Below are 22,937 nucleotides of genomic sequence, written 5' to 3'. Positions count from 1 at the left end.
GTCATTAAAGCTTCGATTGTAGTCGATGTTGCTTCGTTTTGGCGATTCACATGAACTGGTTGAGGGAGACGTAATCCTTCACGTACTCGGGAATGCGCTCACGCCATTCCTGGGGCACGGCCTTGAAGTCGGCCATGCTGAAGGCTGGGTTGACGTTAAGGTCGGTCAGCCGCTTCTTTTCGAGAATGTCCCGCAAGTGCCCGTCAGTAGCGTAGGCCTTGAAGAAATACTTCATGGCAACAACGGCCTCGGCATGTTGGCTCAGGGCTTCGGGGGGCTGGTCGAGCAGGAACTTCTGGAATTCGTCCTCAAGGAGTTCGTCCTTGCCCTTGAAATAGGGGATGAGGCCGAAGATTTTTTCCAGAATCTCGCGCAGGGTCAGCCGCCGATCCACGCCGGCGGCGCGACGCAGTTTGTCGAGGGTGTAGTACTCGGCCGGCTTGTCGAGCAGGTGGGTGGTGACGTAGTCGATGGCCTGGTCCCACTGTTCGTTATCTACCTGGCGCTGCAGGATCGGATCAGCCTTGACCACGTTTTCGAAGCCTTCGAAGAACATGCGGTCGATCTTCATGCCCTGGGGGCCAACGGCTTCCTCCCGGACCTGATGGATATTGTCGGGACCGCCGTGGATGTATTCGCCGTTCGGGCCAATGGTCGTGCCGCCAACCTCACCGTTGCCTTCGCCAGTGCCCAGTCTCGGCAGCTTGAGCACCTGGTCGTAATCAAACTTCTCCTCGAAGTACTCGCAGTTGGCAAAAAAATCGAAGAACTTGAACTGACTTTTCTCCTGCCTGCCGATCTGCGCCTTGAGCTGTTTGTCGAATAACTGCTCGAGGAAGCCATGCTTACGTGTGCCGCGGCCCTTGATTTGAACGAAATCAGACGGGGAGAACACCGGCCGCATCAGGGCGAGATTGAGAATATCCGGGCAGTCATAACCGGTGGTCATCATGCCAACGGTGACACAAACCCGGGCCTTGCTGGTTTTGTAGGCCTCTAGAAAGTTGGCGGAGCCGAGCAGGTTGTTGTTGGTGAAGTTGATGGTGTACTGCTGGGCATCGGGGATCAACGAGGTGACCTGCACCGCAAAATCGGATTGGTACTTGTCCGGCCAGATGACATCGGCCAGCTCATTGAGGAGTTGGGTCAGCTTGGCCGCGTGGTTCTGGCTGACCGCAAAAACGATGGACTTACCAAACTCGTGGCTGATCGGATCGCGCAAGCCATTATTGAGAACGGTCTGGCAGAAAATGCGGTTGGTAGATTCGGAGAAAAATTTCTTCTCGAAGTCCTTCTGGAAAAAGCTGTCTTCACTGCCTTCTTCCCCGCCCTCCCCCCCATTGGCGACGGCATAACCTTTATCCGACAGCAATTGCGTAGTGATGTCGGTCCGCGCATCAACAACCACGGGGTTGATCAAGAAACCTTCGCGCACGCCGTCTAGCAGGGAATACCGGAAAGTCGGCTGACCGGACTCGCAGCCGAAAGTACGGTAAGTATCGAGTAGCAGCCGACGTTCGGCTTCCCGCGGGTCACGGGTACTGGGCTTGGACGCGTCGAATTTCTTCAGGTAGTCCCGCGGCGTCGCAGTCAGGCCCAACTTGTAACCGACGAAATACTCGAACACGGCACGTGCGTTGCCCCCGATTGAGCGATGCGCTTCGTCAGAAATAACCAAGTCAAAATCAGTGGGCGAGAACAGTCGGCGGTATTTGTCGTTGAAAAGCAGGGATTGCACGGTAGTGACGACAATCTCGGCCTTGCGCCATTCATCACGGCGCTCTTTGTAGATCACCGAGGTGTAATCGTTTTTCAGATAGGCGACGAACGCCTTGTTGGCCTGGTCTTCAAGTTCCAGCCGGTCAACGAGGAAGAGCACGCGGCGTGCGTTGCCGGTACGCAGGAAGAGCTTGATGACGGAGGCGGCGGTCAACGTCTTGCCAGTGCCGGTGGCCATCTCGAACAAAAAGCGGCTGTGACCTTCGGCAACGGCATCCTGAATCGCCTGCACGGCGCGCTTCTGATAGTCGCGTAGGAAACGCAGACGATTCTTCTGGATGAAGGCATCGCGCTCACCGGCATTGTTCCAGCCCGCCTCGGTGGCATAGCCTGGCATCTGCGTCAGCGCGATGTAGTCCTTGCTAACCGGCTCGGTGATCAAGCGCTGCGGATTGGGCTGGAAGCGGTGATAGCCCTTGATCGAATCAGGTGAGGGGAAACGGGTAATGATGTGGGGGTTACCCTGCTCCAGATCCCAGAAATAATGGAGGTTGCCGTTGGAGAGAATGACGAAGCGGCAGTTTTGTGACTTGGCGTATTTGCGCGCTTGTTCTTTGCCAACCAGGGGATTCTTGTCTTCCGACTTGGCTTCAAGAACAAGGAGAGGAAAACCTGCATCGTCGAGCAAGAGGAAGTCAATGAATCCATTGCTTGATTGCTCGAAATTGTCACCAAGGGCATCTACAGCATCCTTGGTCAGTTTGACTTTTGGTTCAAGAACGATGTTGGCCTTACCCGCTAGATCATCGAAGAAGCGCCAACCAGACTCCTCTAACAGCTTATTGATCTTGATACGGGCCTTGGCTTCCTTGGCAGCCATTCTAGGTACTCCCTGTGTTGTTCTTTAGTCGCATCGCACCCTCTGCAAACAGAATTAGTACGAACTGGCACGGTAGGCTTGCAAGTCTATAGACAGAGTCTCAACAACGGACGTTTTTGCCGAGGTGGCAATGGACTGGAGCCATATCGGCTACTACCACGGGACTTTAGCTTTGGTCCAAATAACCCTTCGCCAGATTCTGCTGAAGGGTTTTAAGCTGCTCCAGTTCAGGACTAGTCTGCCCAGCCTCAGGCTGAGACTTCCCCGTCAGCAGCCAAAGCGAGTACTCGGGCCAAGCCACTCCAATCGCCTCAAAGTGCTCTTCATTCGCCCGCTGCCGTCCTTCGCACACCGCCTTCCATGACGCGGCCTTGACGCCCGTCAGCTCTTCCATGTGCTTGAACTTGCGGTGAGGCTCGGTCTTGGCTGTCACCACAGCCGCCACCCTAGCCCTGATCGCCGACGTTTCCCCTTGACCCGCGTAACTCTCTGTCATATATTCACTAGTAAATATTTTGCTTATTCGCACATATAATTCTTATTGTGATTATGTGTGCTTCATTGTGGAGCAAAGTGATTATGACAGTCGCAGAAAGAATCAACCAGCCGGCGCTGGTGCCGATCATGCACTGGAAGAAATTCGCGGAAGTGGTGGGCATTGAGGAAGGCGTGCTGCGGGGCCTGTGCGACCGGGACCATATTCCCTCCATCTGTTTCGGCAAGCACCGCTTCATCAATCTGGCCAAGCTCAATCACCTGTGCCTGGATGAAAGCCACGACACGGCTAATCCGAGCGGGGCAGCGGAGGACTGAGGCAATGGATAAGCGCACCATCACACCCCACGAAGCGGAGTTGAACCGGCTGATCCTGCAAGCCCAATCCCGCCTGCACGCCATGGGCGATGGCGGCTTCGTCCAAGGTTGCAGCCTTTCCCTGCGGGAAAGGGCGCGGCTGATCCAGGTGGCTTCGCTGGATACCATGGCGACGCTGCAACGGATGCGGGAGGTAGCCCTGGCCGTACTCAACGGCGTCCCCCTGGCCGGTGACAAGGAAGTGAAATGCGCCGACTGTCGCCACCACGTGCCCAGCCTGACCTTTGCCGACGAGGCCAGTTGCGCCGTGCATCTGAGCCTGCAAAGCATGCACCGGTTGCGCCATTGCAGCCATTTCCAGCCCCTGGCGGCCAAGCCGCCGGCAGTGCCCGCCGATCCTGCTGCCTGAAGGCATGGAAGCGGGCCGGGATTGCATCCCCTGGCCCTGCCCTCCTGACCATAGTCGTCGCCGCTCAAGAAAGCCGCCAGGAAAACCGGGCGGCTTTGTTTTTGCCATGGCCGGAACTGGCGTAGCCTTGAGGCTTGCGGCTGAGCCGCCGACAAACCGGCGGCACTCTGGCCGATAATGGGGCGATGCCTCCGGCAGTTCCCCGGGCCAAGCCCGGCAACCTCTGCCCGTTACCACCAACTATTTTTTCACCTACCCACAATATCCATGCCCTTCGTTCGTCTACCCAGGCATGGACACATCGTTCTCCCTTTCCCTGCCCCGCGACGAGACCCGCCTGATGGCCGAGCAGAACCGACGCCTGACTGAAGCCATTGCCCGGGAGAGCGGGCGGCTGGGGAGTTTCATTCGCCGGCGCGTGCCCGACCCGGGCGAGGCGGAGGACATTCTGCAGGACGTGTTCTTCGAGCTGGTGGAGGCCTGGCGCCTGCCGGAGCCCATCGAGCAGGTGGGGGCCTGGCTGTTCCGGGTGGCCCGCCACCGCATCGTGGATCGCTTCCGCAAGCGCCGGGAGGAACCCCTGCCCGTGGCCGTGCAAGAAGACGGCGACGAGGAGCATTGGCTGGAAGCCGCCCTGCCGGCAGATGACGGCGGGCCGGAGGCGGCCTATCTGCGCCGCCTGTGGCTCGATGCCATCGCCACGGCCCTGGAGGAACTGGCGCCGGGGCCGCGGGAAACCTTCATCGCCCACGAGATCGACGGCCGCAGCTTCAAGGAGATGGCGGCGGAGAGCGGCGTGCCCATGAACACCTTGCTCGGCTGGAAGCGGCAGGCGGTGCTACACCTGCGCCAGCGGCTGCGTCCCCTTTACGAACCCCAACCCTGAACAGGAAACAAACCATGAAATGCAGAACTGGAAAATCCGGCTGCGCCTCGCGCTGCCTCAAGATCGGCCTGATGGTCGTGGTCGGCATCGGCGCCCTTACCTGGGTGGTGATGCAGTTGTGGAACTGCCTGCTGCCGGACCTCTTTGCCGGGGTCTCCCCCATCAGCTACTGGCAGGCCCTGGGCGTGCTGGTGCTGAGCCGCATCCTCTTCGGCGGCATGCGCGGCGGCGGCTTCCACCACTGGCGCGAGCGCCGGGCCCAGTGGGAAAGCCTGACGGAAGAAGAGCGGCAACAGCTCAAGGGCCGCTTCCACAGCCGCTGGAGCCGCTGCTGCACGCCCCAGGCGGAAGGCGCCGAGCCCCAGGCCAAGGCCGCGGATAAACCGGCCGACCAGGCTTGATGGTCTGAAACCTCCCCGGGCCCCGGGCGCGCCTCGTGCCGCCCCGGGGCCGCCGGCCACACCGCCCGCTGCTGCGGCCCAGCCCGCCCTGCCCGGCCGCCTGCGCCGGGCCCTGTGGCGCGTGCTGCCGCTCATGGGCGGCCTCCATACCTACATCGGCTGGCGCCTGCTGCCGTCGCTGGATCTGCATCCCGCCGCCCTGGCCCTGGCCATTGCCGGGCTGGCCCTTTCCGCCTGCCTGGTGCCCCTGGGCCTGCTGGGCCGCTTCGTCACCGACAACCAAACCCTGGCGGACCGGCTCAGCTGGCTGGGCAGCCTAGCCATGGGCCTCTTCTCTTCGGTGCTGGTGCTGACCCTGCTGCGGGATGCGGGCCTGCTGCTGGCCGGCGCGCCTTCCCTGGCGCAGCCCACGGCCCTGGCAGTGGTGGCTGTTGCCGGCCTGTTCACCCTGTTCGGCTACGTCAATGCGCGGCGGGTGGCCCGCATCGTCCGGGTGGAGGTGCCCCTGGCCGACCTGCCGCCGGCACTGGAGGGCTTCACCATCGTCCAGCTCAGCGACATCCACGTGGGGCCCACCATCAAGCGGGACTACGTGCAGGCCATCGTGGACCGGGTCAATGGGCTGGAGGCCGATCTGGTGGCCATCACCGGCGACGTGGTAGATGGCAGCGTGGAGCATCTACGGGAACACACCGCGCCCCTGGGCCAGCTGCGCAGCCGCCACGGCAGCTATTTCGTCACCGGCAACCATGAATACTATTCGGGCGCTGGGGCCTGGATGGCGGAGTTCGAGCGCATCGGCCTCAAGGGCTTGCACAACGGCCACACCGTCATCGCCCACCATGGCTCCCGCCTGGTGCTGGCCGGGGTGACGGACTATTCGGCCGGCGCCTTCGATACGGCCCAGGCCAGCGACCCGGCGGCAGCCCTGGCCGGCAGCCCGCCGGGGCTAACCCGCATCCTGCTCGCCCACCAGCCCCGCTCGGCGCCGGCTGCCGCTGCCGCCGGCTTCGACCTGCAGCTTTCCGGCCACACCCACGGCGGCCAGTTCTGGCCCTGGAATTTCTTCGTGCCCCTGCAACAGCCCTTCACCGCCGGCCTACACCGGCTGGGCCGGCTGACGGTCTACACCAGCCGCGGCACCGGCTACTGGGGCCCGCCCAAGCGCCTCGGCGCTCCCTCTGAAATCACCGTGCTGCGGCTGGTGCGGGCTTAAGAAACCGCGCTGGTCCCGGCTATTCGGCCCGGCCCCGCTGCGAGAAAAAGGCGCCCATGGGCGCCTTTTTCCTTGCTGCTTCGGGTGCTGGTTACGCCGCGGTGAGGCTCGGGCCCCACCCCTTGGCGCTCACACCCGGTACTGGGCCACCACCTGCTGCATCTCCTGGGCCAGGTGGGCCAGTTCGCCGGCGGTGTCGGAGGTGGATTGGGCCGCGGCGCTGTTCTCTTCGGACATCTGGGCGATCTTTTCCACCTGCTGGGCGATGGCGGTGCTGGCGACGCTCTGCTCCCGGATGGCGTCGGAAATGTCGCCCACCATATCCACGGTGCGGCGGGAGCCGTCGCCGATCTCCTGGATCGCCTGGTTGGCCTGCTCGGCCCGGGAGACGCCGGTATCCACCCGCTCCACCACGGCATGGATGCCCTGCACAGCGGCCTGGGCGCCGGCCTGCATTTCCAGAATGGTGCTGGCGATTTCCTGGGTGGACTGGGTGGTGCGCTCGGCCAGCTTGCGCACTTCGTCGGCCACCACGGCAAATCCCCGGCCCTGTTCGCCGGCCCGGGCGGCCTCGATGGCAGCGTTGAGGGCCAGCAGGTTGGTCTGGTCCGCCACTTCCTTGATCACCGAGACCACGTTGTTGATGCGCTCGCTTTGCTGCTCCAGCCGGCTGATCTGCTCGGAGGCGTGACGCACCGTTTCGGCGATGCTGTTGATGCCGGCCACGGTGTCGCCGATGATGCCCTCGCCCTTGTGGGCCAGCTCGCCGGAGGCGGTGGAAAGCTGGTTGGCTTCGCCGGCCCGGTCGGCCACGTGGTTGATGCTGACGGTCATCTCCTCCACCGTGGCGGCCATGCTGGAAGCGGCTTCGCTCTGATGGCCGGAGGCGATGGACATTTCATGGGAGGCATTGGCCACCCGGTTGGCGGCAGTATTGACGGCCTCGGTGTGGCTGCTGATTTCCCGGAAGCTGGCCTGCAGGCGGTCCAGCAGGCGGTTGAAGGCGGTGGAGGCCTGGGCCACTTCGTCGGTGCCCCGCACCTCGAGGCGGCCGGTGAAATCCAGGTCGTGCTCGATGCGCTTGAACATGGTCACCATATTGCCCAGGGACTGCTCCACATGGCGGTAGACCAGAAAGCCCAGGCCGGCCACGCCCAGGGTGGCCAGCACCATGACGATCATGGAGACCACCTTGCCGCTGCTGTAGGCCTCGGCTGCCTTGCGCACTTCCTGGGTGGCCAGTTCCTCGTTGTACTTGATGTGGGCTTCCACGTTGTCGGCGATGCGGCGGCCCAGGGCCCCGGCCAGGACCGCATCCTCCTTCGCCTTGTCCACCTGGCCGGCGCGGATGGAGGCCATCTGCCGGTCGATCAGGGAAAAGTACTCGGCCAGCATGCGCTTGGAGTTTTCCAGGTATTCCTTGTCCTTGTCGTCGCTGACCAGGGGCTCATAGCCCTTGACGTAGCCCTGCAGCCGCTCCCGGTTGTTCATCACCTGCTGGGCCAGGGACGGCCGCTCGGCATCGGGGCTCATGATGTAGGTGAGCATGAAGGTGCGCAGGCGGAAGAAGGAGGACTCCATGTTGGCCACCATGCGGATGCTGGGGATGGAGTTTTCGTTGGCGAACTCGAGGTTGGCGTTGATGGCGCCCATCTGGCGCAGGCCGAAGGCGCCGACCACGACCAGTCCGGCCACGGCGATGAGAATAAGGATGGCGAGGCGCTTGGCGATCGTCATGACGGCTCCTTTCGGGAGAGCGGGTTGGCATTGGAGTTTGGTTTATGACCTAAGTCATAAGCCCTATGACTCGCGTGCATTATGTCCGTTCAATTCCCGACATACCTGATGCCAAGCTGACGAAGCCGCTTATTTGCACCAACCTAGTAATCACCCTGGGTCGGTAAAGAAAAAGGCCGGCCGGCACCCTGGGGGCACCGGCCGGCCTGGTCCTGGCGTTGCCTAGAAGGCCCAGCGCAGATTGAAGGCGGCGCTGCGGTAGTGGCGGCCCTGGCGGTGTTGGCGTTCAGGCATAGGCCACCCAGCCACGGAAGGCAAAGCCGACGTAAAACAGCTGCACATCGTGGAAACCGGCCTCGCGCAGGATTCCTTCGTCCTCCTCGGGACTGAGAATGGTCAGCTCGCGCTCCACCTTTTCCCGGGTGGCCTGGGCCTGTTCCGGACTGCTGCCAGATGCGGTCAGAAAGGCAGCATAGCGGGACATCCAGATATCCCGCCGTTTCTGCTCGGCCTCGGCACTGAGATGGGCAACGACAAACGGGGCCCCGGGTTTCAAGCGGCAGCGAATCTCCCGCAGCATCGGCAGGCGCTGCTCTCGGGGTACGAAGTGGCAGGTCAGCAGGCAGGTGGCGGCATCGAAGGGGCCTTGCGGCGCATCCTGAACATAGCCCTGGTGTAGCGCGATCCGGGAAGAAAACGGGCTGAGCCGTTGGGCCGCCAGTTCCAGCATGGGCCCACTGGGATCGACCCCGTCAAACTGCCAGCCGGGATGGGCTCGGGCATAGTCTTCCAGTTCCAGCCCGCCGCCGGCACCCACCACAAGAATCCGCCCCTGCCCGGCCACCCGCTCCTCAATGAGGAGGCGGGTCATCGGCAGCAGGCTGAGATAGCCGGGAACGTTGCGCCGGGGCCCTTCGGCGTACTTGTCTACCGCGTCGGGAGTCTGAAAGGCAGCATGGGGTGCGGGTTGCATGGGCGAATTATCCCATACCGCCCCTCAGCCTTTTGACGGTGAAAGCAAAAGCGCCAATCCCCTGCGCCGGCCTTAGAAGGCCCAGCGCAGATTGACGGAGGCGCTGCGGTTGTTGAAGCCCTGGCGGTGTTCGCCGTCCACCCGGCCGATGATCTCCAGGCCGCCGGCGGTGAGCTTGGAGAGGCCCAGGCCGGCACGGACGATCCAGGGGTCGGACTCGACGCCGTTGGTGATGAAGTAGGAGCCCGGGGCGCCGGCATAGGCAGCGGTGACGGCGGCCTGCTGGTTGCGCAGGTCGTAGGCGGCGCCCAGGTTGGCGAGAAGGTTGATGCCGTTGTCCAGGCGGTGGGAGAGCCGGGCGTCGGCGGAGAGGAGAATCTGCTCCACGTCCTGGCGCTTGACCTGCAGGTTGAGGGCGCCGGCACCGCTTTCCTGGTAGCTGGCGTTGCGCATCCAGGCGTAGTCCAGGCCCACGGAGGGCGCCACCACGGTGCGCTCGGAGAGCGTCAGGTTGCGGGTCAGGCGCAGGCCGGCGTGGGCGGTGTAGGTGTCGAACTTGGAATGGGCGGAGACGCCGGCGAAGCGGATGTCGCGGGTGCCCCGGTTGCTGTTGTAGCCCCCGTCCACCTGCCAGCTCAGTTCGGTGCCGGGCGCCAGGTTGCGGCTGCCGTAGCCGATCAGCTGGTAGAGCTTGACGCTGGCGTTGTGGGGGGCGACGGCGGAGCGGCTGTCCACGCTGGCGTCGGCATAGGCCAGGGCGACGCCCAGGCGGTCGGCGTCGGACACCTGACCGTCCAGGCCGAAGACCATGCCGGCGGTGCTGGCGTGGTAGCCGGCGGAGCCGTTGCTGTCGGCCTGGGTGGCGCGGGAGCCGAAGGGCTTGATCCAGAACTGGCGGTCGGCGAACTGGCTGTCGCCGGAGGCCATGCCGGTGACGGCGGCCACCCGGTTGTTGATCAGCTGGCCCACGTTGGCGATGACGCTCTGGGAGGCCAGCACGTTGTTGCCGGTGAGCAGGGGCAGGCTCTGGGAAACGGCCCGGGAGACTTCGCTGGCGGAGGTCAGGGGCGCGAACATCAGACTCAGCTGGCTGGTGGGGTTCTGGGCGATGAGGGCATCGAGCACGGCGCCGGCGCCGCCGCCCTGGCTGTTGCCGGTGCTCTGCAGGGCGCTGCTGACGGCGTTGTTGCTGGCGGCCACCAGAAGCAGGTCCACATCGTTGCTGCCGTACACCGCCCTCAGGTTGAACAGGGTGCTGTTGTCGGTGATGCTGGAGAACTGGCCGGAAACGCCGCCGGTGGCGGTGATCACGGAGTTGAGGCGGTCCCCCAGGGTAAGGGGGCTGCCGCTGGCCACGTCCACCGCCAGGGTGCCGTTGAGGCTGGCGCTGCCGGTGACGGAAAGCTGGCTGTACTGGCCGGCGCCGGTGCCATTGACGCCCAGGCGCAGGGTGCCGTTGCCAGCCTGGGTGTAGTTGCCGCCGACGCTGAGAGTTTTGTAGCTGCCGCTTTGTTCGGGCACCGAGAGGGTGCCGGAATTGCTGATGTTGCCGCCCACATTGCTCTGGCCGACAGTCAGGGTGCCGCCGTGGGCCACCGTCACATTGCCGCCCAGGGCGGCGCTGTCGGCCAGGGAGAGGCCGGCGCCGGAGGCGATGCTGGTGCTGCCGGTAAAGGTGTTAACCGCCGTCAGCACGGTGGTGCCGCCCAGCACCTTGATATCGCCGGTGCCGGCGATGACGGAGGAGAGCAGGTAGTTGCTGTCGGTATGGTTGAGCACCAGGGTGCCGTCGCCGGCGCCCAGGGTGATGCTGCCGCTGTGGATGGTGCCGGCCGCCGCCGCGGCGCTGCCCTCCTCGGCGCCGATGCTGAGGGTGCCGGTGCTGCCGGCGCTGTGGGCGATGACCAGGCTGCCGGCGGTGATGTCGCCGCCGTCGCTGAGCACCAGGCTGCCATCACCCCGGGAACCGACATGCAGGGTGCCGGTGGTGGTCCAGCCGCTACCGCTGCCGCTGATGAGCACGGTGCCGGTGGAGCCGGCCTCGTTGGCCACATAGCCCCGGTCGCTGCTGAGGGTGCCGCCGCTGCCGAGAGTCAGGGAGCCGGTGCCGAAACGGCCCACGTTGAAGTCGCCGCTGGCGGTGAGGGAAGAGCCGCTGCCGGTGATCACCGCCGTGCCGGTGGTGCCGGCCAGGTCGCCCAGGATGGCCTGCACCGAGGTCACCGTAGCGCCATTGCCGATGGCGAGCTTGCCCTTGCCGCCACTGCTCTGACCCACAAAGAGGTCGCCCTGGTTCTCCCACTGGGAGCCGCTGCCGGTGACGGTCACTTCGCTGACGCCGTTGCCGACAGTGCCGATGAAGCCGTCCACATTAGTCACTTTGCCGCCGGCACTGATGGTCATGGTGCCCTGGCCTTCGTTGCCCACGTAGAGGTGGCCGCTCATGGTCCAGGTGGAGCCGGTGCCCGTCACCAGCACCGAGTTGTTGGTGCTGCTGCTCTGCCAGCCCACCAGACCGCCGGTGGAGGTCAGGGTGCCGCCGTTCTGCACCGTCAGGGTGCCCTTGCCGAAGTTGCCCACGCCCAGGCGGCCGGAAATGTTCCAGGCGGCGTTGTCGATGGTGACGCTACCGACGGCATTCTGGCTGTCGCCGATGCTGCCGGCGGAGCTGGTCACCAGGCCGCCGCTCGAGATATTGAGGGTGCCGGTGCCGCCCGGATTGGCGGCATCGGTGATGTCGCCGCCCACCCGCAGGGAACCGCCGATCCCCCAGGAGGAACCTGCGCCGCTGACGTTGACGGTGCCGGTGGAGCCGGCGTAGCGGGCCAGGGCCGTATCGCCGCTACTGACTGTGGCGCCGGAGAGAATGTCGAGTTGGCCCTTGCCGTAGACGCCGACGAAAAGACGGTCGCTGTTGGTCCAGGAGCTGCCGGCGCCGATCACGGTGACGCTGCTGGTCAGGCCGTTGCTGGCGCTGCCGATACTGCCGACCGCGTTGCTGACGTCGCCGCCGGCCGAAATGGTCAGGTTGCCCTGGCCGCCGCTGCCCACCACCAGATTGCCGCTACCCATGTTCCAGGTACCGTTGATGGTGGCCGTGCCGCTGCTGCCGCCATACAGGCCGAGAACGCCGCCGGAAGCGCTGGTCAGGGTGGTGCCGCTGCCCACGTTGAGGGTGCCCGTTCCCGAGTTGCCGATGAAGGCGTAGCCGCCGCTGGTGGCGGTGGAACCGTTGCCGCTCAGGATCAGGCTGCCGTTGGTACCGCTGGTGGAACCCAGGTAAAAGTTGCCCGCCGAAAGGCTGGCGCCGCCCTGCACATTGAGCACGCCGACGCCGTAGTTGCCGATATGGAGATCGCCGCTGTTGCTCCAGTTGGCGCCGCTCCCGGAGACGGTGACGCTGCCGGAGGTGGTGGGCGTGCCCAGGTTGTTGCCGAGCAGGCCGGATGCGGAATTGAGGGTCCCCAGGATGGTCAGGACGCCGTTGCTGCCGCCGCCCACCACCACGGTGTTGGCATGGGCGGCGGTGGCGGAGCCGATGATCGGGGTATTGCCGGTAGCCACGCTGACCAGGGCGTCGTCACCGGCGGTGGGTACAGCGCCGGACCAGGCCCAGTTGCCCGCCGTCGCCCAGTCGGAACTGACGCTGCCGTTCCAGTTGCCGTTGACGGCCTGGGCCGCGGGCATGCCGAGGGACAGGCACAGGGTCGCCAGCCAGCGCCGCGAGTCGACACCGAAGCAGGCCTGGATGGCGGCAGCCAGTGTCTTGCGCCGCTCGGGAACGAAGGCACACAGGGGGCCGCACCGGGCCAGCTTCACCGGAAGGTACTTATTCATCATCAATGGACCTGAAACGAGAACGGGCAAGAAAAATGCGGGCCGGCAACTCGGCGCACACGAGGGACCTGGCGCAACGGCGGCGGCTACCGACTGCGGCCCGGCGCGAATCCCCACGCCGCCAGACAATGCCATTGCGTTATGTCGTCGCGATTGTAAACAAATGTCAGAAGCTTGAAGCTGTCATTTCCTGTTATTTTTTTGTAAAGACGCGCCTTATGCGCCCCGATTACGCCAGATGGCTCCGCCACGATGACATTTTCATGCCATCATCGGGCTTTCGCCTGACCACTCCGCACCGATACCCATGTCCGTGAAATACCGATTCGTGCTCGTCCTCCTCAGCCTGGCCCTGGGCGCCTGCACCGCCCTGCCCTCGCCCCGCGAACGGCAGGACCATGCCGACAACCTGGCGGCCGCCAGGCAATGGCAGAAAGGCACGCTCACGGCAGCGCCCTTCACCCTGCGCACCTACGAACCCGTGACGCCCCGCCAGGGGGACACCCTGGCGGTGTATATCGAGGGCGACGGCCTGGCCTGGCTCAATCCCAGCCAGCCCTCGGCCGACCCCACCCCGGTCTCGCCCCTGCTGCTGCAACTGGCCCTGGCCCAGCGGGAAGGCAAGGCGGCCTACCTGGCCCGGCCCTGCCAGTACGCCGAGTCCGGTGCTGCCCCCTGCGCGCAGCGCTACTGGACCGACGGCCGCTTCGCGCCGGAGGTGATCGACGCCATGGACCGGGCCCTAGACCAGCTGAAGGCACACCAGGAGGCCCGCACCCTGGTGCTGGTGGGCTACTCGGGTGGCGGCGCCGTTGCCGCCCTGCTGGCGGCCCGCCGCAGCGACGTGATCCGCCTAGTGACCATCGCCGGCAATCTGGACCACCGGGCATGGACCACCTTCCACCGGCTGACGCCCCTCGATACTTCCCTCAACCCGGCCGACCGGGCACAGCGGCTTGCCGCCATCTCCCAGATCCACTGGATCGGCGGGCGGGACACGGTGATGCCGGCGGAACTGGCCCGCCGCTGGCCGGCGGCCCTGCTGGGGCCGCGGCAGGAAAACCTGAAGCTGGTGCCCGAGGCCAGCCACGGCCAGGGCTGGCCCGATCCGCGCCAGACACCGGAATTTCCCCTCGGCCCCAGGAGCAACGGCAAGCCCCTGCCCTGAGGCCGGCTGCCAGCCCCCCAGCCGCACTTGCCAACGCCCCCGGTCGGGGGACAATGCCGATTCCCCTTTGCCGCAATCTGCCAACACCGCCACGCCCGCCATGTTTCCCGCCATGTCTCATACCTCACGCCTGTCGCCTCGCGCCCGCTGCCGGGCCCTGCTGTTTGCCGTCGCCCTGCTCCTCTCCTTCCAGGGCCTGGCCCAGACGCCGCCGGACTGCCCCGCCACCCAGCACGCGCCGCCCTCGGCGGAGGAGACCCGGGAATACCTGAAGAACGCCCGGGACCATGGCTTTCTCTGGCGCATCGAGAAGGACGGGCGGGCCTCCTACCTCTACGGCACGGTCCACGTGGGCAAGCAGGAATGGCTCTACCCGGGCCCCCTGATGCGCCGGGCCATGGCGGAGACGGACACGGTGGCCCTGGAGATGGACGTGCTCGACCCGGCCATCGCCGCCCGCATCCAGCAGCTGATGCTGTTCCGCAAGGGGCCCAAGCTGCCGGCCGGACTGCAGGAGCGGATCCGTCGCCAGGCAGAGGCCTCCTGCCTGCCCTACGCCGCCATCGCCGCCCTGTCGCCGGAACTGCAGGTGGTGACCCTGACGGTGATGCTGGCGAAGAAGGAAGGGCTGGACCCGGCCTACGCCCTGGACGTGATGCTGGCCGGCTTCGGCCACGGCACCAAGCGCCCGGTGGTTTCCCTGGAGGAGCCGGAACTGCAGATGAAAGCCCTGCACATGAAGACGCCCCGGGAGACCCAGGCCTTCGTCGAGGCCAGCCTCAATTCCCTGGAGTCGGAGAAGGCCCTGGGCGCCCTCAGGCGCCTGGCCAAGGCCTGGGAGGAAGGGGATTACGCCACCATGGCGGACTATCCCGCCTGGTGCGAGTGCATGGAAACGCCGGTGGAACGCAAGGCCATGCAGCGCCTGCTCAACGAGCGCAACCCGGACATGGCCAAACGCATCGACCAGCTGCACCGCCAGGGCAGCCGGGTCTTCGCCGGCGTCGGCAGCCTGCACCTGTTCGGCCCCACCGGCCTGCCCGCCCTGATGCAGAAGAAGGGCTACACGGTGGAACGGATCGACTTCGCCCGGCCCTGAAGGCGGCCGGGGCGGCTCAGGTGGCCCGCTCCTTCCTGCATCACCGCTTCCTGCATCACCGCTTCCTGCATCACCGCTTCCTGCATCACCGCTTCCTGCATCACCGCCTCCTGCATCACCGCTTCCTGCCCCAGCACCGCCCTCATCCCGCCGCCTCGCCGCCGGCATAGTCCGCCATCACCTCCACCAGCCAGTCCATAAAGACCCGCACCCGGCGCGGCAGGTGGCGGCGGTTGGCATAGAGGAGATGCACCGGCATGGGCGGGGCGTTGAACCCGGGCAGCACCGGCACTAGCAGACCAGCCTGCAGCAGGGCCTGCATGCCCGCCAGCGGCACCTGGATGAGGCCCAGGCCGGCCAGGCAGGCGGCGGTGTAGGCGTCCGAATTGTTCACCGTCACCGCCCCGGCCATGGGGATGCGGCGCAGCTCCCCGGCCCCGTCCACGTATTCGAAGCCGGGGGACTTGCCCCCCAGGATGGGGACGTAATGGATCAGCCGGTGGGCGGCCAGGTCTTCCAGGTAATGGGGCGTGCCGTGCCGTTCCAGGTAGGCCGGGCTGGCCAGGTTGAGCTGGCGCAGCTGGCCCAGGGGTCGGGCCACCAGGGAGGAATCCCCCAGGGCGCCGACCCGCAGCACGCAGTCGAAGCCTTCCCGCACCAGGTCCACGCGGCGGTCGGTGCTGCTCACTTCCACCTCCAGCCCCGGGTGCCGTTCGAGAAACTCCGGCAGCCGGGGCATGACCGCGTGGCGCGCCGTCCCGGCCGGCATGTCCACCCGCAGGCGGCCGCTGAGCTGGGCTTCGTCGCGGCGGAACATGGTCTGCAGTTCCTCCATGTCCGCCAGCAGGTCCCGGCTGCGCTCGTAGTAGGCCTGGCCGTCCTGGGTCAGCTGCACCCGGCGGGTGGTGCGGTGCAGGAGGCGGGCGCCGAGCTGGCTCTCCAGCCGTTGCACGGCGGCGGAAATGCTGGCCTTGGGCAGGCCCAGGCTGTCGGCGGCCTGGGTGAAGCTGGCCAGTTCAGCCACCCGCAGGAAGATTTGCATGGCGTCGAGCTGGTCCATGGCGCCCTCATTGTCTATGAATGACGAACAGTCTAAACAAATCAAGCGTATTTATCCGGAACTTTTCGATCAATAGACTGGCTTCCACGGTCGGCCCCAGGGCCGGCCCTCCCCCATCTTCAAGGAGCCAGACATGACCAAGATCGCACTCATCACCGGCGGCAGCCGGGGCCTGGGCCGCAACGCCGCCCTCAAGCTCGCCGCCCGCGGCGTGGACATCATCCTCACCTACCGCAGCCGGGCCGACGAGGCAGCTGCCGTCGTCGCCCAGATCGAGGCCCTGGGCCGCCGCGCCATGGCCCTGCCCCTGGCGGTAGATGAAGCCGCCGGCTTCCCCGCCTTCGCCGAGGCGGTGCGCCAGGCCCTGGCCGGGACCTGGCGGCGGGAGCGTTTCGACTTCCTGGTGAACAACGCCGGCATGGGCATCAACGCCGCTTTCGCCGAGACCACGGAGGCCCAGTTCGACCTGCTCATGAACACCCACCTGAAAGGGCCCTTCTTCCTCACCCAGGCCCTGCTGCCCCTGCTCAACGACGGCGGGCGCATCCTCAACGTCTCCACCGGCCTGGCCCGCTTCGCCCTGCCCGGCTACGCCGCCTACGCCAGCATGAAGGGCGGCATCGAGGTGTTGACCCGCTACCTGGCCAAGGAACTCGGGCCCCGGGGCATCGCCGTCAATGTGCTGGCCCCCGGCGCCATCGAGACCGACTTCGGCGGCGGCGCCGTGCGCGACAACGCCCAGCTCAACGCCTTCATCGCCGCCCAGACCGCCCTGGGCCGGGTCGGCCAGCCGGACGACATCGGCCATGCCGTGGCCGCCCTGCTGTCGGAGGAGACGGGCTGGATCACCGCCCAGCGCATCGAGGCTTCCGGCGGCATGTTCCTCTGAGCCAAAAAAACAGCCGTCCCTGGAGCGGTACGGCTGCGAAAAGGAAAGGGGGCTGTCATGGCCCCTTTCCGGGGGTTGGGGATAAGGGAAACGGCCGGGCCTACTGCACGCCCTGCCCCAGCTTCTTGCCGTTCACCACCACGCCGTAGAGATTGACACCGTCGTCGGCGTGGTAGCGCTTGCGTGTCTCGTCGATGCTGCCGTTCACCAGGCGCGGGTCCTGGGGCCGCTCGTGGGAATTGATGTAGGCGGCCACGTCCCAGGCCTCCTGGTCCGAGAGGGTCTCGCCCCGGCCCAGGGGCATGTTGTGCTGGATGAAGCCGGCGGCGGTGTTGATGCGGTGCATGCCGGCGCCCCAGTTGTAGGAGTCCTTGCCCCACAGGGCGGGGAAGACGGAGGTGACGCCCACCTTCTTGCCCTCGCCGTTTTCGCCGTGGCACAGCTGGCACTGCTTCTCATAGACCGCCTTGCCCCGGGCGATGTCGTAGCCGCCCTTGGGCGGCGGCGGCTCGTCGAAGCCCCGTCCCGGCAGGGCCTTGCCCGTGGGGGCGCCGGTGGACAGCCAGTAGGCGTAGGTGGTGAGGGCGGTGAGGATTTCGCTGTCGGCCGCCGGCGGCTTGCCGTTCATGCTGAACTGGAAGCAGCCCTGCATGCGCTCCACATAGGTATTCACCTTGTTGTTTTTCTTGCGGTAGGCCGGATACATGGGATAGGCCGCCCACAGGGGCGCCGAGTTGGCCTTGCGGCCCCGGTCGATGTGGCAGTTCACGCAGTTCATCTCGTTGCCCACGTATTCGGGCGCCAGGGCCTTGGTGTTCATGAACAGGTCCTGGCCCCGGCGCACCAACTCGCCGAAGGCGTTGTTGGGAATGTCGGTGTCGGCCGGGGGCTGGAAGTACTGCTGGCTCACCGGCTTGGCCGGGGCCTTGGGCAGCTGGGTCTGGTCGTCCAGGCGGGAATTACGGAGAGTGTTGGCGGTGTCGGCTGCCTGGGCGATACCGGCGAACAGGCAGATGCTGCCCAGCAGGGCGGCAAGAATCTTGGCGTTTTTCATGGCGGGAATCCTTTCGATGTAGGGGGAACGTTCGTCTCAGCGCAGGCGATGCTGGCTTTCGTCGAAGGCTTCCTTGGATTCCCCCAGGCCGGCGAAATAGTCGGACACGGCCTTGATCTCGGCTTCGCTCAGATCCACGGCGATGTGAGCCATGAGCCCGTTGGGGTCGTTGCGGCGGCTGGGCGGCACGGCGGCCACCGCCTTGGTTTTGCGGGTCGCGGCCACGGCCTTGGTGCCGCGCCAGGCTTTCAGCTGGTTCTCGATGTAGAGAGCGGACTGGCCTGCCAGGGGCGGGAAGGTGTCGCCCACGCCGACGCCGGCGGGACCATGACACAGGGTGCATTCGGGGATGTTGCGCTCCCAGGCGCCGCGCAGGGCGATCCAGGCGCCGCTGCCGGGCTGGGGCCGCTCCACCGGGCCGGGCTTGATATTGACCTTGGGCAGCTCGGCGTAGGCCTTGGCCACGGCCGCCACTTCCTCAGGCGTGAGGGACTGGGCGATGGGCTGCATCACCGCATTCTCCCGGCGGCCGGCCTTGAAATCGGCCAGCTGCTTGGCGATGTAGGCCTCGGGCAGGCCCGCCAGGCGCGGAAAGCCGGCGGCGGCCATGCCCTTGCCGTCGGTGCCGTGACAGGTGATGCAGGGCATGGCCGCCGGATTGGCGCCGCCCTTCTGCATGATGTCGCTGCCGTCGACAGCCTGGGCCGACAGGGGCAGCAGCGCCGGCAGCAACAGGAGGCCGGAGAGCAGCGGGGTAATCAGTTTTCTCATGGGGTATCTCCTCTCGAAGTTCGGGAATGAGTGACGGAGCGGTCGGGCGCTCTCTATTCTGAATGCATATGCAGATGGCTGGGAGTCGGGTTTCTCCTCGGCTACGTCAATCTCGATCCGCCCCCCGGAAAAAAGCCGCCCCGGGAGGGGGCGGCAGCCTCAGGCTCAAGGCGGGTCGGAAAGCTGGATGAAGGGGGGGCCTCAGTAGCGGGCGTCCTCCGGCTTCTTGCCATTGGGCCAGTCCTTCACCTTTTCGGGGAAGTCCGGGCGGGGCTGGTGGCTGAAGTACTCGGCCACGTCCAGGGCCTCCTGGTCGGAGAGGCCGCCCTGGCCCAGGGGGAACTTGCCGTGGAAGCCGATGGGCATGTTGCGTTTGACGAAGGCGGCGGCGGTATAGGTGCGGGCCATGCCGGCGCCGATGTTGAAGGACTCGTCGCCCCACAGCGGCGGATAGACCATCTTGCCGTCGGCGGACTTGAGGCCTTCGCCGTTCTCGCCGTGGCACACGGCGCACTGCTCGGCGTAGATCTTCTTGCCGTTGTCGCTGTTGGGCTTCAGGGAACGGTCGATCTTGCCGATGCCGCGCCCCGGCACCTTGTCTTCCGGCTTGGTGGCGCCCTTCATCCAGTCGAAGTAGGCGACCATGGCCTTCATGTCCGCCGACTCCACGGGCAGGGGCTTGCCGTTCATGGAGCGCTTGAAACAACCATTGATGCGGTCCTCCAGGGTGATGATGCGGCCGGCCCGGGGCGCGTAGCTGGGGAAGAAGGCGGAGACGCCGACGAAGGGCGAGCCGTCGGCCACGGTGCCGGCATTGAGGTGGCAGCTGGTGCAGTTGAGCTGGTCACCCACATGGTTGGGCAGCAGGTCCTTGGTTTCCAGGTGCAGACGCATGCCGCGCACCAGCTGTTCGGCGTTGGGCTTGGCCAGCATGTCGGCCAGACGCGGCGTCTCGAACTTGCTGTTGTCGATGGCCTTGGGGTCCTGCTTCACCACTTCGGCCCGCATCTTCTTCACCTGGGAGGCGGTCACGGCTTCGCCGCCGTTGCCCCAGCTGCTGCGGACGAAGGTGATCAGCTCGGCCAGTTCCTGGTCGTTGAGGCGGGCAAAGCCGGGCATGGTGAATACCCGGGGATGGGCCGCCGTAGAGGCGGTCTTCCAGCCGGTGAGGGTGATGTGCAGCAGGGTGGCCGGGTCCTTCGCCGTCACCGCCGGGTTGCCGGCCAGGGGCGGGAAGATCTTGCTGACGCCGTTGCCGTCCTGGCGGTGGCAGTCGCCGCAGAACTGCACGTAGGCCAGGCCGCCGCGGGAGTTGAAGAGATTGCCCGGCACCTTGCCCGCCACCTCGCTGCGGGGCACGCTGGGGGCCGGCAGCTCATGCTCGCCCGGGGGCAGGGACTTGAGATAGGTGGCGATGGCCACCAGGTCCTCGTCCTTCACGTGCTGGGTGCTGTGGTGGATGACCTCGGCCATGTTGCCGGAGGCGGTGGCGAAGCGGTTCTGCCCGGTCTTGAGGAACAGGGCGGTGTCCTCCACCGTCCACAGGCCGCGCAGGCTCAGGGCGCGCCAGGATTCCACGGTCTCCCCGGCGAGGAAGTGCTTGCCCTTGCTGCCGGCGTCGCTCATGGCCTTCTCCTGGAAGGCGATGCCCCGGGGCGTGTGACAGGCGCCGCAGTGGCCCAGACCCTGGACCAGGTAGGCGCCCCGGTTCCAGGTGGCGTCCTTGCCGGCGTCGGGCTGGAAAGGCGTGGCGTCGAGGAAGGCCCAGTTCCACAGGGAAAGGCCCCAGCGCTGGTTGAAGGGCCAGCGCATGGCGGTGGGCTTGTTGGCCTGCTTCACCGGCGCCAGGCCCTGCATCAGGTAGGCGTAGAGGGCCTGCATGTCCTCGCCGGTCATCTTGGCGTAGGAGGGATAGGGCATGGCCGGGTAGAGGTTGTGGCCGTCCGCCGCCACGCCCTTGCGCATGGCCCGGTCGAACTGGGCGAAGGTGTAGTTGCCGATGCCCGTTTCCTTGTCCGGCGTGATGTTGGTAGAGAAGAGCACGCCGAAGGGCGTGGCCAGTTCCCGGCCGCCGGCCATGGACTTGCCGCCTTCGGCGGTATGGCAGGCAACGCAGTCGCCCAGGCGGGCCAGGTATTCGCCCCGGGCGATCTGGCCGGCATCGGCGGCTTCGGCCCGGCCCAGGCCGGCGGCGGCCAGGGCGGAGAGGAGGAAGGTGGCTGCGGCGCTGCGCCACAGGCGCGTCAAGGCGCCGGCCGGCGCCCCTGCAGGCACGGATGGGACATGGGTCATGGCTGTACTCCCTGTACTTGGTTTGTTTGGGGTCAAGTCTAGGGAGGGCGCCCCACCGCGCCTATTCGGATATCCGGTTAGGGCCATAACCGAAAGTCACTATTGCCGGCGGCTGCCTAAACCGCTTGTCCTGGGCGCCCCGACCTGCCCTCCCTGCTGCACATCGCCATTTCCCCGGCCTCGGGATCATGGCAACATCATGCCAATTCCATTCCCCCGTCCGCCCATGCAGCCGCCCACCACACCCGCCGCCGACCGCCGCATCCTGATCCTCGACGCCACCCCCGACGACGACGGCCCCGACCGCCGGGTGGCCGACCGGCTGGCCGCCCTGGCCACCGACAGCGGCGCCCTGATCAGCCGCTTCCGCCTGGAAGAGGTGCGCCTGGCCCCCTGCCTGGGCGACTTCGAATGCTGGACCAAGACCCCCGGCCTGTGCCGCACCCAGGATGACGCCAACGCCATCGCCAAGGCCTTCCAGCAGGCCGACCTGGCGGTGATGGTGACGCCCCTCTTCCACGGCGGCTACCGGCCCTCCCTCAAGGGCGCCCTGGACCGGCTGCTGGGCGTGATCCACCCCTTCTTCCACGAATCGGTCGGCGTCACCCGCCACCAGCCCCGCTACGAGCGCTACCCGGCCATGCTCTTCGTCGGCCTGGAAGCCGCGCCCGATGCGGCGGCCCGGGAACTGTTCGCCGCCTTCGCCGGCGGCAACGCCATCAACCTCATGGCCCCCCGTTTCCACACCCTGGTGCTGGCCCCCGCCACCGCCCCCTGGGAGGAAGCCCTGGCCGCCCGCTTCGCCCAGGCCCTGGCCGGCAGCGACGGCGAACCCTTCCCCCACCACCCGCCGGCGGACGCCCTGGCCCGGGCCTGCGCGCCGGACCCGGCCCTGCCGCCGGCGCCGGTGCAGCGCGCCGCCCTGCTGGTGGGCAGTGCCCGGCCCAAGGGCGAAAGCACCTCCGAATCCCTGGCCCGGAGCCTGGCGGAAAACCTGGAACGGCAGGGCGTCGCCGTCACCCTGGTGCACGTCATCGACTTCATCAAGCCCGGCCGCCGCGCCGACGCCGCCCTGGCCGCCCTGGGCGAAGCCGAGCTGCTGGTGGTGTCCGCCCCCCTCTACGTGGACGGCCTGCCGGGCCTGGTCCTCAAGGCCCTGGAACAGATCGCCGCCCAGCCCGGCCGCCTGCAGCGGGTCGCAGGCCTGCTCAACAGCGGCTACCCGGAAGCAGCCCACAACCGCTCCGCCATGGCCCAGCTGCGCCGCTTCGCCCACAACGCCGGACTCGGCTGGGCCGGCGGCCTGGCCATGGGCGCCGGCGAAGTGCTGCACGGCAAGCCCCTGGCCAGCATGGGCTTCATGTTCCGCAAGCAGATCGCCGCCCTCCGCCAAGCCGCCCCGGCCCTGGCCGCCGGCCGCGGCATCCCCCCCGAAGCCAGTGCCTCCATGGCCCGCCCCCTCCTCCCCGCCTGGCTGTTCCGCCTGGCCGCCAAACTCCGCTGGTTCACCCAGGCCCGCAGCCACGGCACCCCGTGGAACGACCTGGGAGCCAGGCCCCATGAGTTGAAGCGGGAGGAGAAGCCGCTGGGGGATGGGGGCTGAGTTGGCGGGCCACAGATGGGATTGAACGAAACCGAAGGAGACGTGGGGAAAAGCGTCCCCATGAAGTCGTTGGGAAAGCTCATAAAAATGACATTTAGCTGACCGACTGGCAAAATCATCGCGACGTTGA

Annotated in this window: 19 protein-coding genes; 9 read left to right on the top strand and 10 right to left on the bottom strand. The window is 66.4% G+C overall.

Features of this window, described 5'->3' with window-relative positions; translation table 11 throughout:
* Positions 1-46: 46 nt before the first annotated feature.
* Together EV678_RS01485 and EV678_RS01480 are read right to left on the bottom strand one after the other, a co-directional pair.
* Positions 47-2,116, bottom strand: coding sequence for a DEAD/DEAH box helicase family protein (locus EV678_RS01485; protein WP_412784074.1), 2,070 nt, complete (start codon positions 2,114-2,116; stop codon positions 47-49).
* 649 nt (positions 2,117-2,765) lie between these two features.
* Complete coding sequence (locus tag EV678_RS01480; RefSeq protein WP_197739064.1) at positions 2,766-3,032, bottom strand: hypothetical protein; 267 nt, start codon at positions 3,030-3,032, stop codon at positions 2,766-2,768.
* Between the two features lie 146 nt (positions 3,033-3,178).
* Between EV678_RS01480 and EV678_RS01475 the strand changes: the two genes are divergently transcribed.
* The 5 genes from EV678_RS01475 to EV678_RS01455 all read left to right on the top strand — a co-directional run bounded on the left by EV678_RS01475 (position 3,179) and on the right by EV678_RS01455 (position 6,324).
* The gene (locus EV678_RS01475) at positions 3,179-3,412 is read left to right on the top strand and encodes a hypothetical protein (protein WP_130458257.1); all 234 of its coding nucleotides are present in this window, start codon (positions 3,179-3,181) and stop codon (positions 3,410-3,412) included.
* A 4-nt stretch (positions 3,413-3,416) separates the two neighbouring features.
* Entirely contained in the window at positions 3,417-3,821 is a 405-nt protein-coding gene (locus tag EV678_RS01470) for a hypothetical protein (protein WP_130458256.1), read from the top strand.
* Between the two features lie 292 nt (positions 3,822-4,113).
* Positions 4,114-4,707: an RNA polymerase sigma factor gene (locus EV678_RS01465; protein WP_130458255.1), complete on the top strand. Its 594-nt coding sequence runs from the start codon at positions 4,114-4,116 to the stop codon at positions 4,705-4,707.
* Between the two features lie 14 nt (positions 4,708-4,721).
* Positions 4,722-5,108, top strand: coding sequence for a hypothetical protein (locus EV678_RS01460; RefSeq protein ID WP_207222134.1), 387 nt, complete (start codon positions 4,722-4,724; stop codon positions 5,106-5,108).
* A gap of 133 nt (positions 5,109-5,241) precedes the next feature.
* Positions 5,242-6,324 carry a metallophosphoesterase gene (locus tag EV678_RS01455; RefSeq protein WP_165397434.1) on the top strand — a complete coding sequence of 361 codons (1,083 nt, stop codon included), beginning with the start codon at positions 5,242-5,244 and terminating at the stop codon, positions 6,322-6,324.
* Positions 6,325-6,453: 129 nt separating this feature from the next.
* Here EV678_RS01455 and EV678_RS01450 read toward each other — a convergent pair whose 3' ends face one another.
* From EV678_RS01450 to EV678_RS01440, 3 genes are all read right to left on the bottom strand, one after another.
* Positions 6,454-8,061, bottom strand: a complete 1,608-nt coding sequence (locus EV678_RS01450; RefSeq protein ID WP_130458253.1) for a methyl-accepting chemotaxis protein — start codon at positions 8,059-8,061, stop codon at positions 6,454-6,456.
* A gap of 286 nt (positions 8,062-8,347) precedes the next feature.
* Positions 8,348-9,034 (bottom strand): class I SAM-dependent methyltransferase, encoded by a 687-nt coding sequence (locus EV678_RS01445; protein WP_130458252.1) that lies wholly within the window; start codon positions 9,032-9,034, stop codon positions 8,348-8,350.
* Between the two features lie 72 nt (positions 9,035-9,106).
* Positions 9,107-12,871 carry an autotransporter outer membrane beta-barrel domain-containing protein gene (locus tag EV678_RS01440; RefSeq protein WP_165397433.1) on the bottom strand — a complete coding sequence of 1,255 codons (3,765 nt, stop codon included), beginning with the start codon at positions 12,869-12,871 and terminating at the stop codon, positions 9,107-9,109.
* A gap of 313 nt (positions 12,872-13,184) precedes the next feature.
* On the opposite strand from EV678_RS01440, the gene EV678_RS01435 reads away from it, so the two are divergent.
* Both EV678_RS01435 and EV678_RS01430 read left to right on the top strand, forming a co-directional pair.
* Positions 13,185-14,039: an alpha/beta hydrolase gene (locus EV678_RS01435; RefSeq protein WP_130458250.1), complete on the top strand. Its 855-nt coding sequence runs from the start codon at positions 13,185-13,187 to the stop codon at positions 14,037-14,039.
* A gap of 112 nt (positions 14,040-14,151) precedes the next feature.
* Complete coding sequence (locus EV678_RS01430) at positions 14,152-15,138, top strand: TraB/GumN family protein (protein WP_165397432.1); 987 nt, start codon at positions 14,152-14,154, stop codon at positions 15,136-15,138.
* On the opposite strand, the gene EV678_RS01425 is transcribed toward EV678_RS01430, so the two are convergent.
* A complete protein-coding gene (locus EV678_RS01425) occupies positions 15,102-15,284 on the bottom strand; it encodes a hypothetical protein (protein WP_130458248.1) in 183 nt (60 codons plus the stop codon). The genes EV678_RS01430 and EV678_RS01425 overlap by 37 nt on opposite strands.
* Positions 15,281-16,198: a LysR family transcriptional regulator gene (locus EV678_RS01420; RefSeq protein ID WP_207222132.1), complete on the bottom strand. Its 918-nt coding sequence runs from the start codon at positions 16,196-16,198 to the stop codon at positions 15,281-15,283. Before EV678_RS01420 ends, EV678_RS01425 begins: the two co-directional genes overlap by 4 nt.
* Before the next feature lie 133 nt (positions 16,199-16,331).
* Here EV678_RS01420 and EV678_RS01415 point away from each other — a divergent pair, with 133 nt between their 5' ends.
* Positions 16,332-17,087 (top strand): SDR family NAD(P)-dependent oxidoreductase, encoded by a 756-nt coding sequence (locus tag EV678_RS01415; RefSeq protein WP_130458246.1) that lies wholly within the window; start codon positions 16,332-16,334, stop codon positions 17,085-17,087.
* A gap of 100 nt (positions 17,088-17,187) precedes the next feature.
* Here the strand turns inward: EV678_RS01415 and EV678_RS01410 are convergent, their stop codons facing one another.
* The 3 genes from EV678_RS01410 to EV678_RS01400 form a co-directional block, all read right to left on the bottom strand.
* A complete protein-coding gene (locus EV678_RS01410) occupies positions 17,188-18,141 on the bottom strand; it encodes a c-type cytochrome (protein WP_130458245.1) in 954 nt (317 codons plus the stop codon).
* A 36-nt stretch (positions 18,142-18,177) separates the two neighbouring features.
* Positions 18,178-18,912: a c-type cytochrome gene (locus EV678_RS01405; protein ID WP_130458244.1), complete on the bottom strand. Its 735-nt coding sequence runs from the start codon at positions 18,910-18,912 to the stop codon at positions 18,178-18,180.
* Positions 18,913-19,113: 201 nt separating this feature from the next.
* Complete coding sequence (locus tag EV678_RS01400; RefSeq protein WP_130458243.1) at positions 19,114-21,204, bottom strand: c-type cytochrome; 2,091 nt, start codon at positions 21,202-21,204, stop codon at positions 19,114-19,116.
* A 199-nt stretch (positions 21,205-21,403) separates the two neighbouring features.
* On the opposite strand from EV678_RS01400, the gene EV678_RS01395 reads away from it, so the two are divergent.
* Positions 21,404-22,807, top strand: coding sequence for an NAD(P)H-dependent oxidoreductase (locus tag EV678_RS01395; protein WP_165397431.1), 1,404 nt, complete (start codon positions 21,404-21,406; stop codon positions 22,805-22,807).
* Positions 22,808-22,937: the final 130 nt, after the last annotated feature.

The organism is Azospira oryzae, from assembly GCF_004217225.1.
Classification (GTDB): domain Bacteria; phylum Pseudomonadota; class Gammaproteobacteria; order Burkholderiales; family Rhodocyclaceae; genus Azospira; species Azospira oryzae.
Note: the sequence above shows the minus strand (reverse complement) of the source record. Positions and strands in the feature narration are given on the sequence as shown.

What these genes read in the sequence shown, in the direction of transcription:
- EV678_RS01420 (WP_207222132.1), bottom strand. Translation starts at nt 16,198, where the DNA reads ATGGACCAGCTCGACGCCATGCAAATCTTCCTGCGGGTGGCTGAACTG.
- EV678_RS01485 (WP_412784074.1), bottom strand. Translation starts at nt 2,116, where the DNA reads ATGCCAGGCTATGCCACCGAGGCGGGCTGGAACAATGCCGGTGAGCGC.
- EV678_RS01415 (WP_130458246.1), top strand. Translation starts at nt 16,332, where the DNA reads ATGACCAAGATCGCACTCATCACCGGCGGCAGCCGGGGCCTGGGCCGC.
- EV678_RS01430 (WP_165397432.1), top strand. Translation starts at nt 14,152, where the DNA reads ATGTCTCATACCTCACGCCTGTCGCCTCGCGCCCGCTGCCGGGCCCTG.
- EV678_RS01425 (WP_130458248.1), bottom strand. Translation starts at nt 15,284, where the DNA reads ATGAGGGCGGTGCTGGGGCAGGAAGCGGTGATGCAGGAGGCGGTGATG.
- EV678_RS01465 (WP_130458255.1), top strand. Translation starts at nt 4,114, where the DNA reads ATGGACACATCGTTCTCCCTTTCCCTGCCCCGCGACGAGACCCGCCTG.
- EV678_RS01405 (WP_130458244.1), bottom strand. Translation starts at nt 18,912, where the DNA reads ATGAGAAAACTGATTACCCCGCTGCTCTCCGGCCTCCTGTTGCTGCCG.
- EV678_RS01470 (WP_130458256.1), top strand. Translation starts at nt 3,417, where the DNA reads ATGGATAAGCGCACCATCACACCCCACGAAGCGGAGTTGAACCGGCTG.
- EV678_RS01455 (WP_165397434.1), top strand. Translation starts at nt 5,242, where the DNA reads ATGGGCGGCCTCCATACCTACATCGGCTGGCGCCTGCTGCCGTCGCTG.
- EV678_RS01475 (WP_130458257.1), top strand. Translation starts at nt 3,179, where the DNA reads ATGACAGTCGCAGAAAGAATCAACCAGCCGGCGCTGGTGCCGATCATG.
- EV678_RS01445 (WP_130458252.1), bottom strand. Translation starts at nt 9,034, where the DNA reads ATGCAACCCGCACCCCATGCTGCCTTTCAGACTCCCGACGCGGTAGAC.
- EV678_RS01395 (WP_165397431.1), top strand. Translation starts at nt 21,404, where the DNA reads ATGCCAATTCCATTCCCCCGTCCGCCCATGCAGCCGCCCACCACACCC.
- EV678_RS01410 (WP_130458245.1), bottom strand. Translation starts at nt 18,141, where the DNA reads ATGAAAAACGCCAAGATTCTTGCCGCCCTGCTGGGCAGCATCTGCCTG.
- EV678_RS01460 (WP_207222134.1), top strand. Translation starts at nt 4,722, where the DNA reads ATGAAATGCAGAACTGGAAAATCCGGCTGCGCCTCGCGCTGCCTCAAG.
- EV678_RS01440 (WP_165397433.1), bottom strand. Translation starts at nt 12,871, where the DNA reads ATGAATAAGTACCTTCCGGTGAAGCTGGCCCGGTGCGGCCCCCTGTGT.
- EV678_RS01450 (WP_130458253.1), bottom strand. Translation starts at nt 8,061, where the DNA reads ATGACGATCGCCAAGCGCCTCGCCATCCTTATTCTCATCGCCGTGGCC.
- EV678_RS01400 (WP_130458243.1), bottom strand. Translation starts at nt 21,204, where the DNA reads ATGACCCATGTCCCATCCGTGCCTGCAGGGGCGCCGGCCGGCGCCTTG.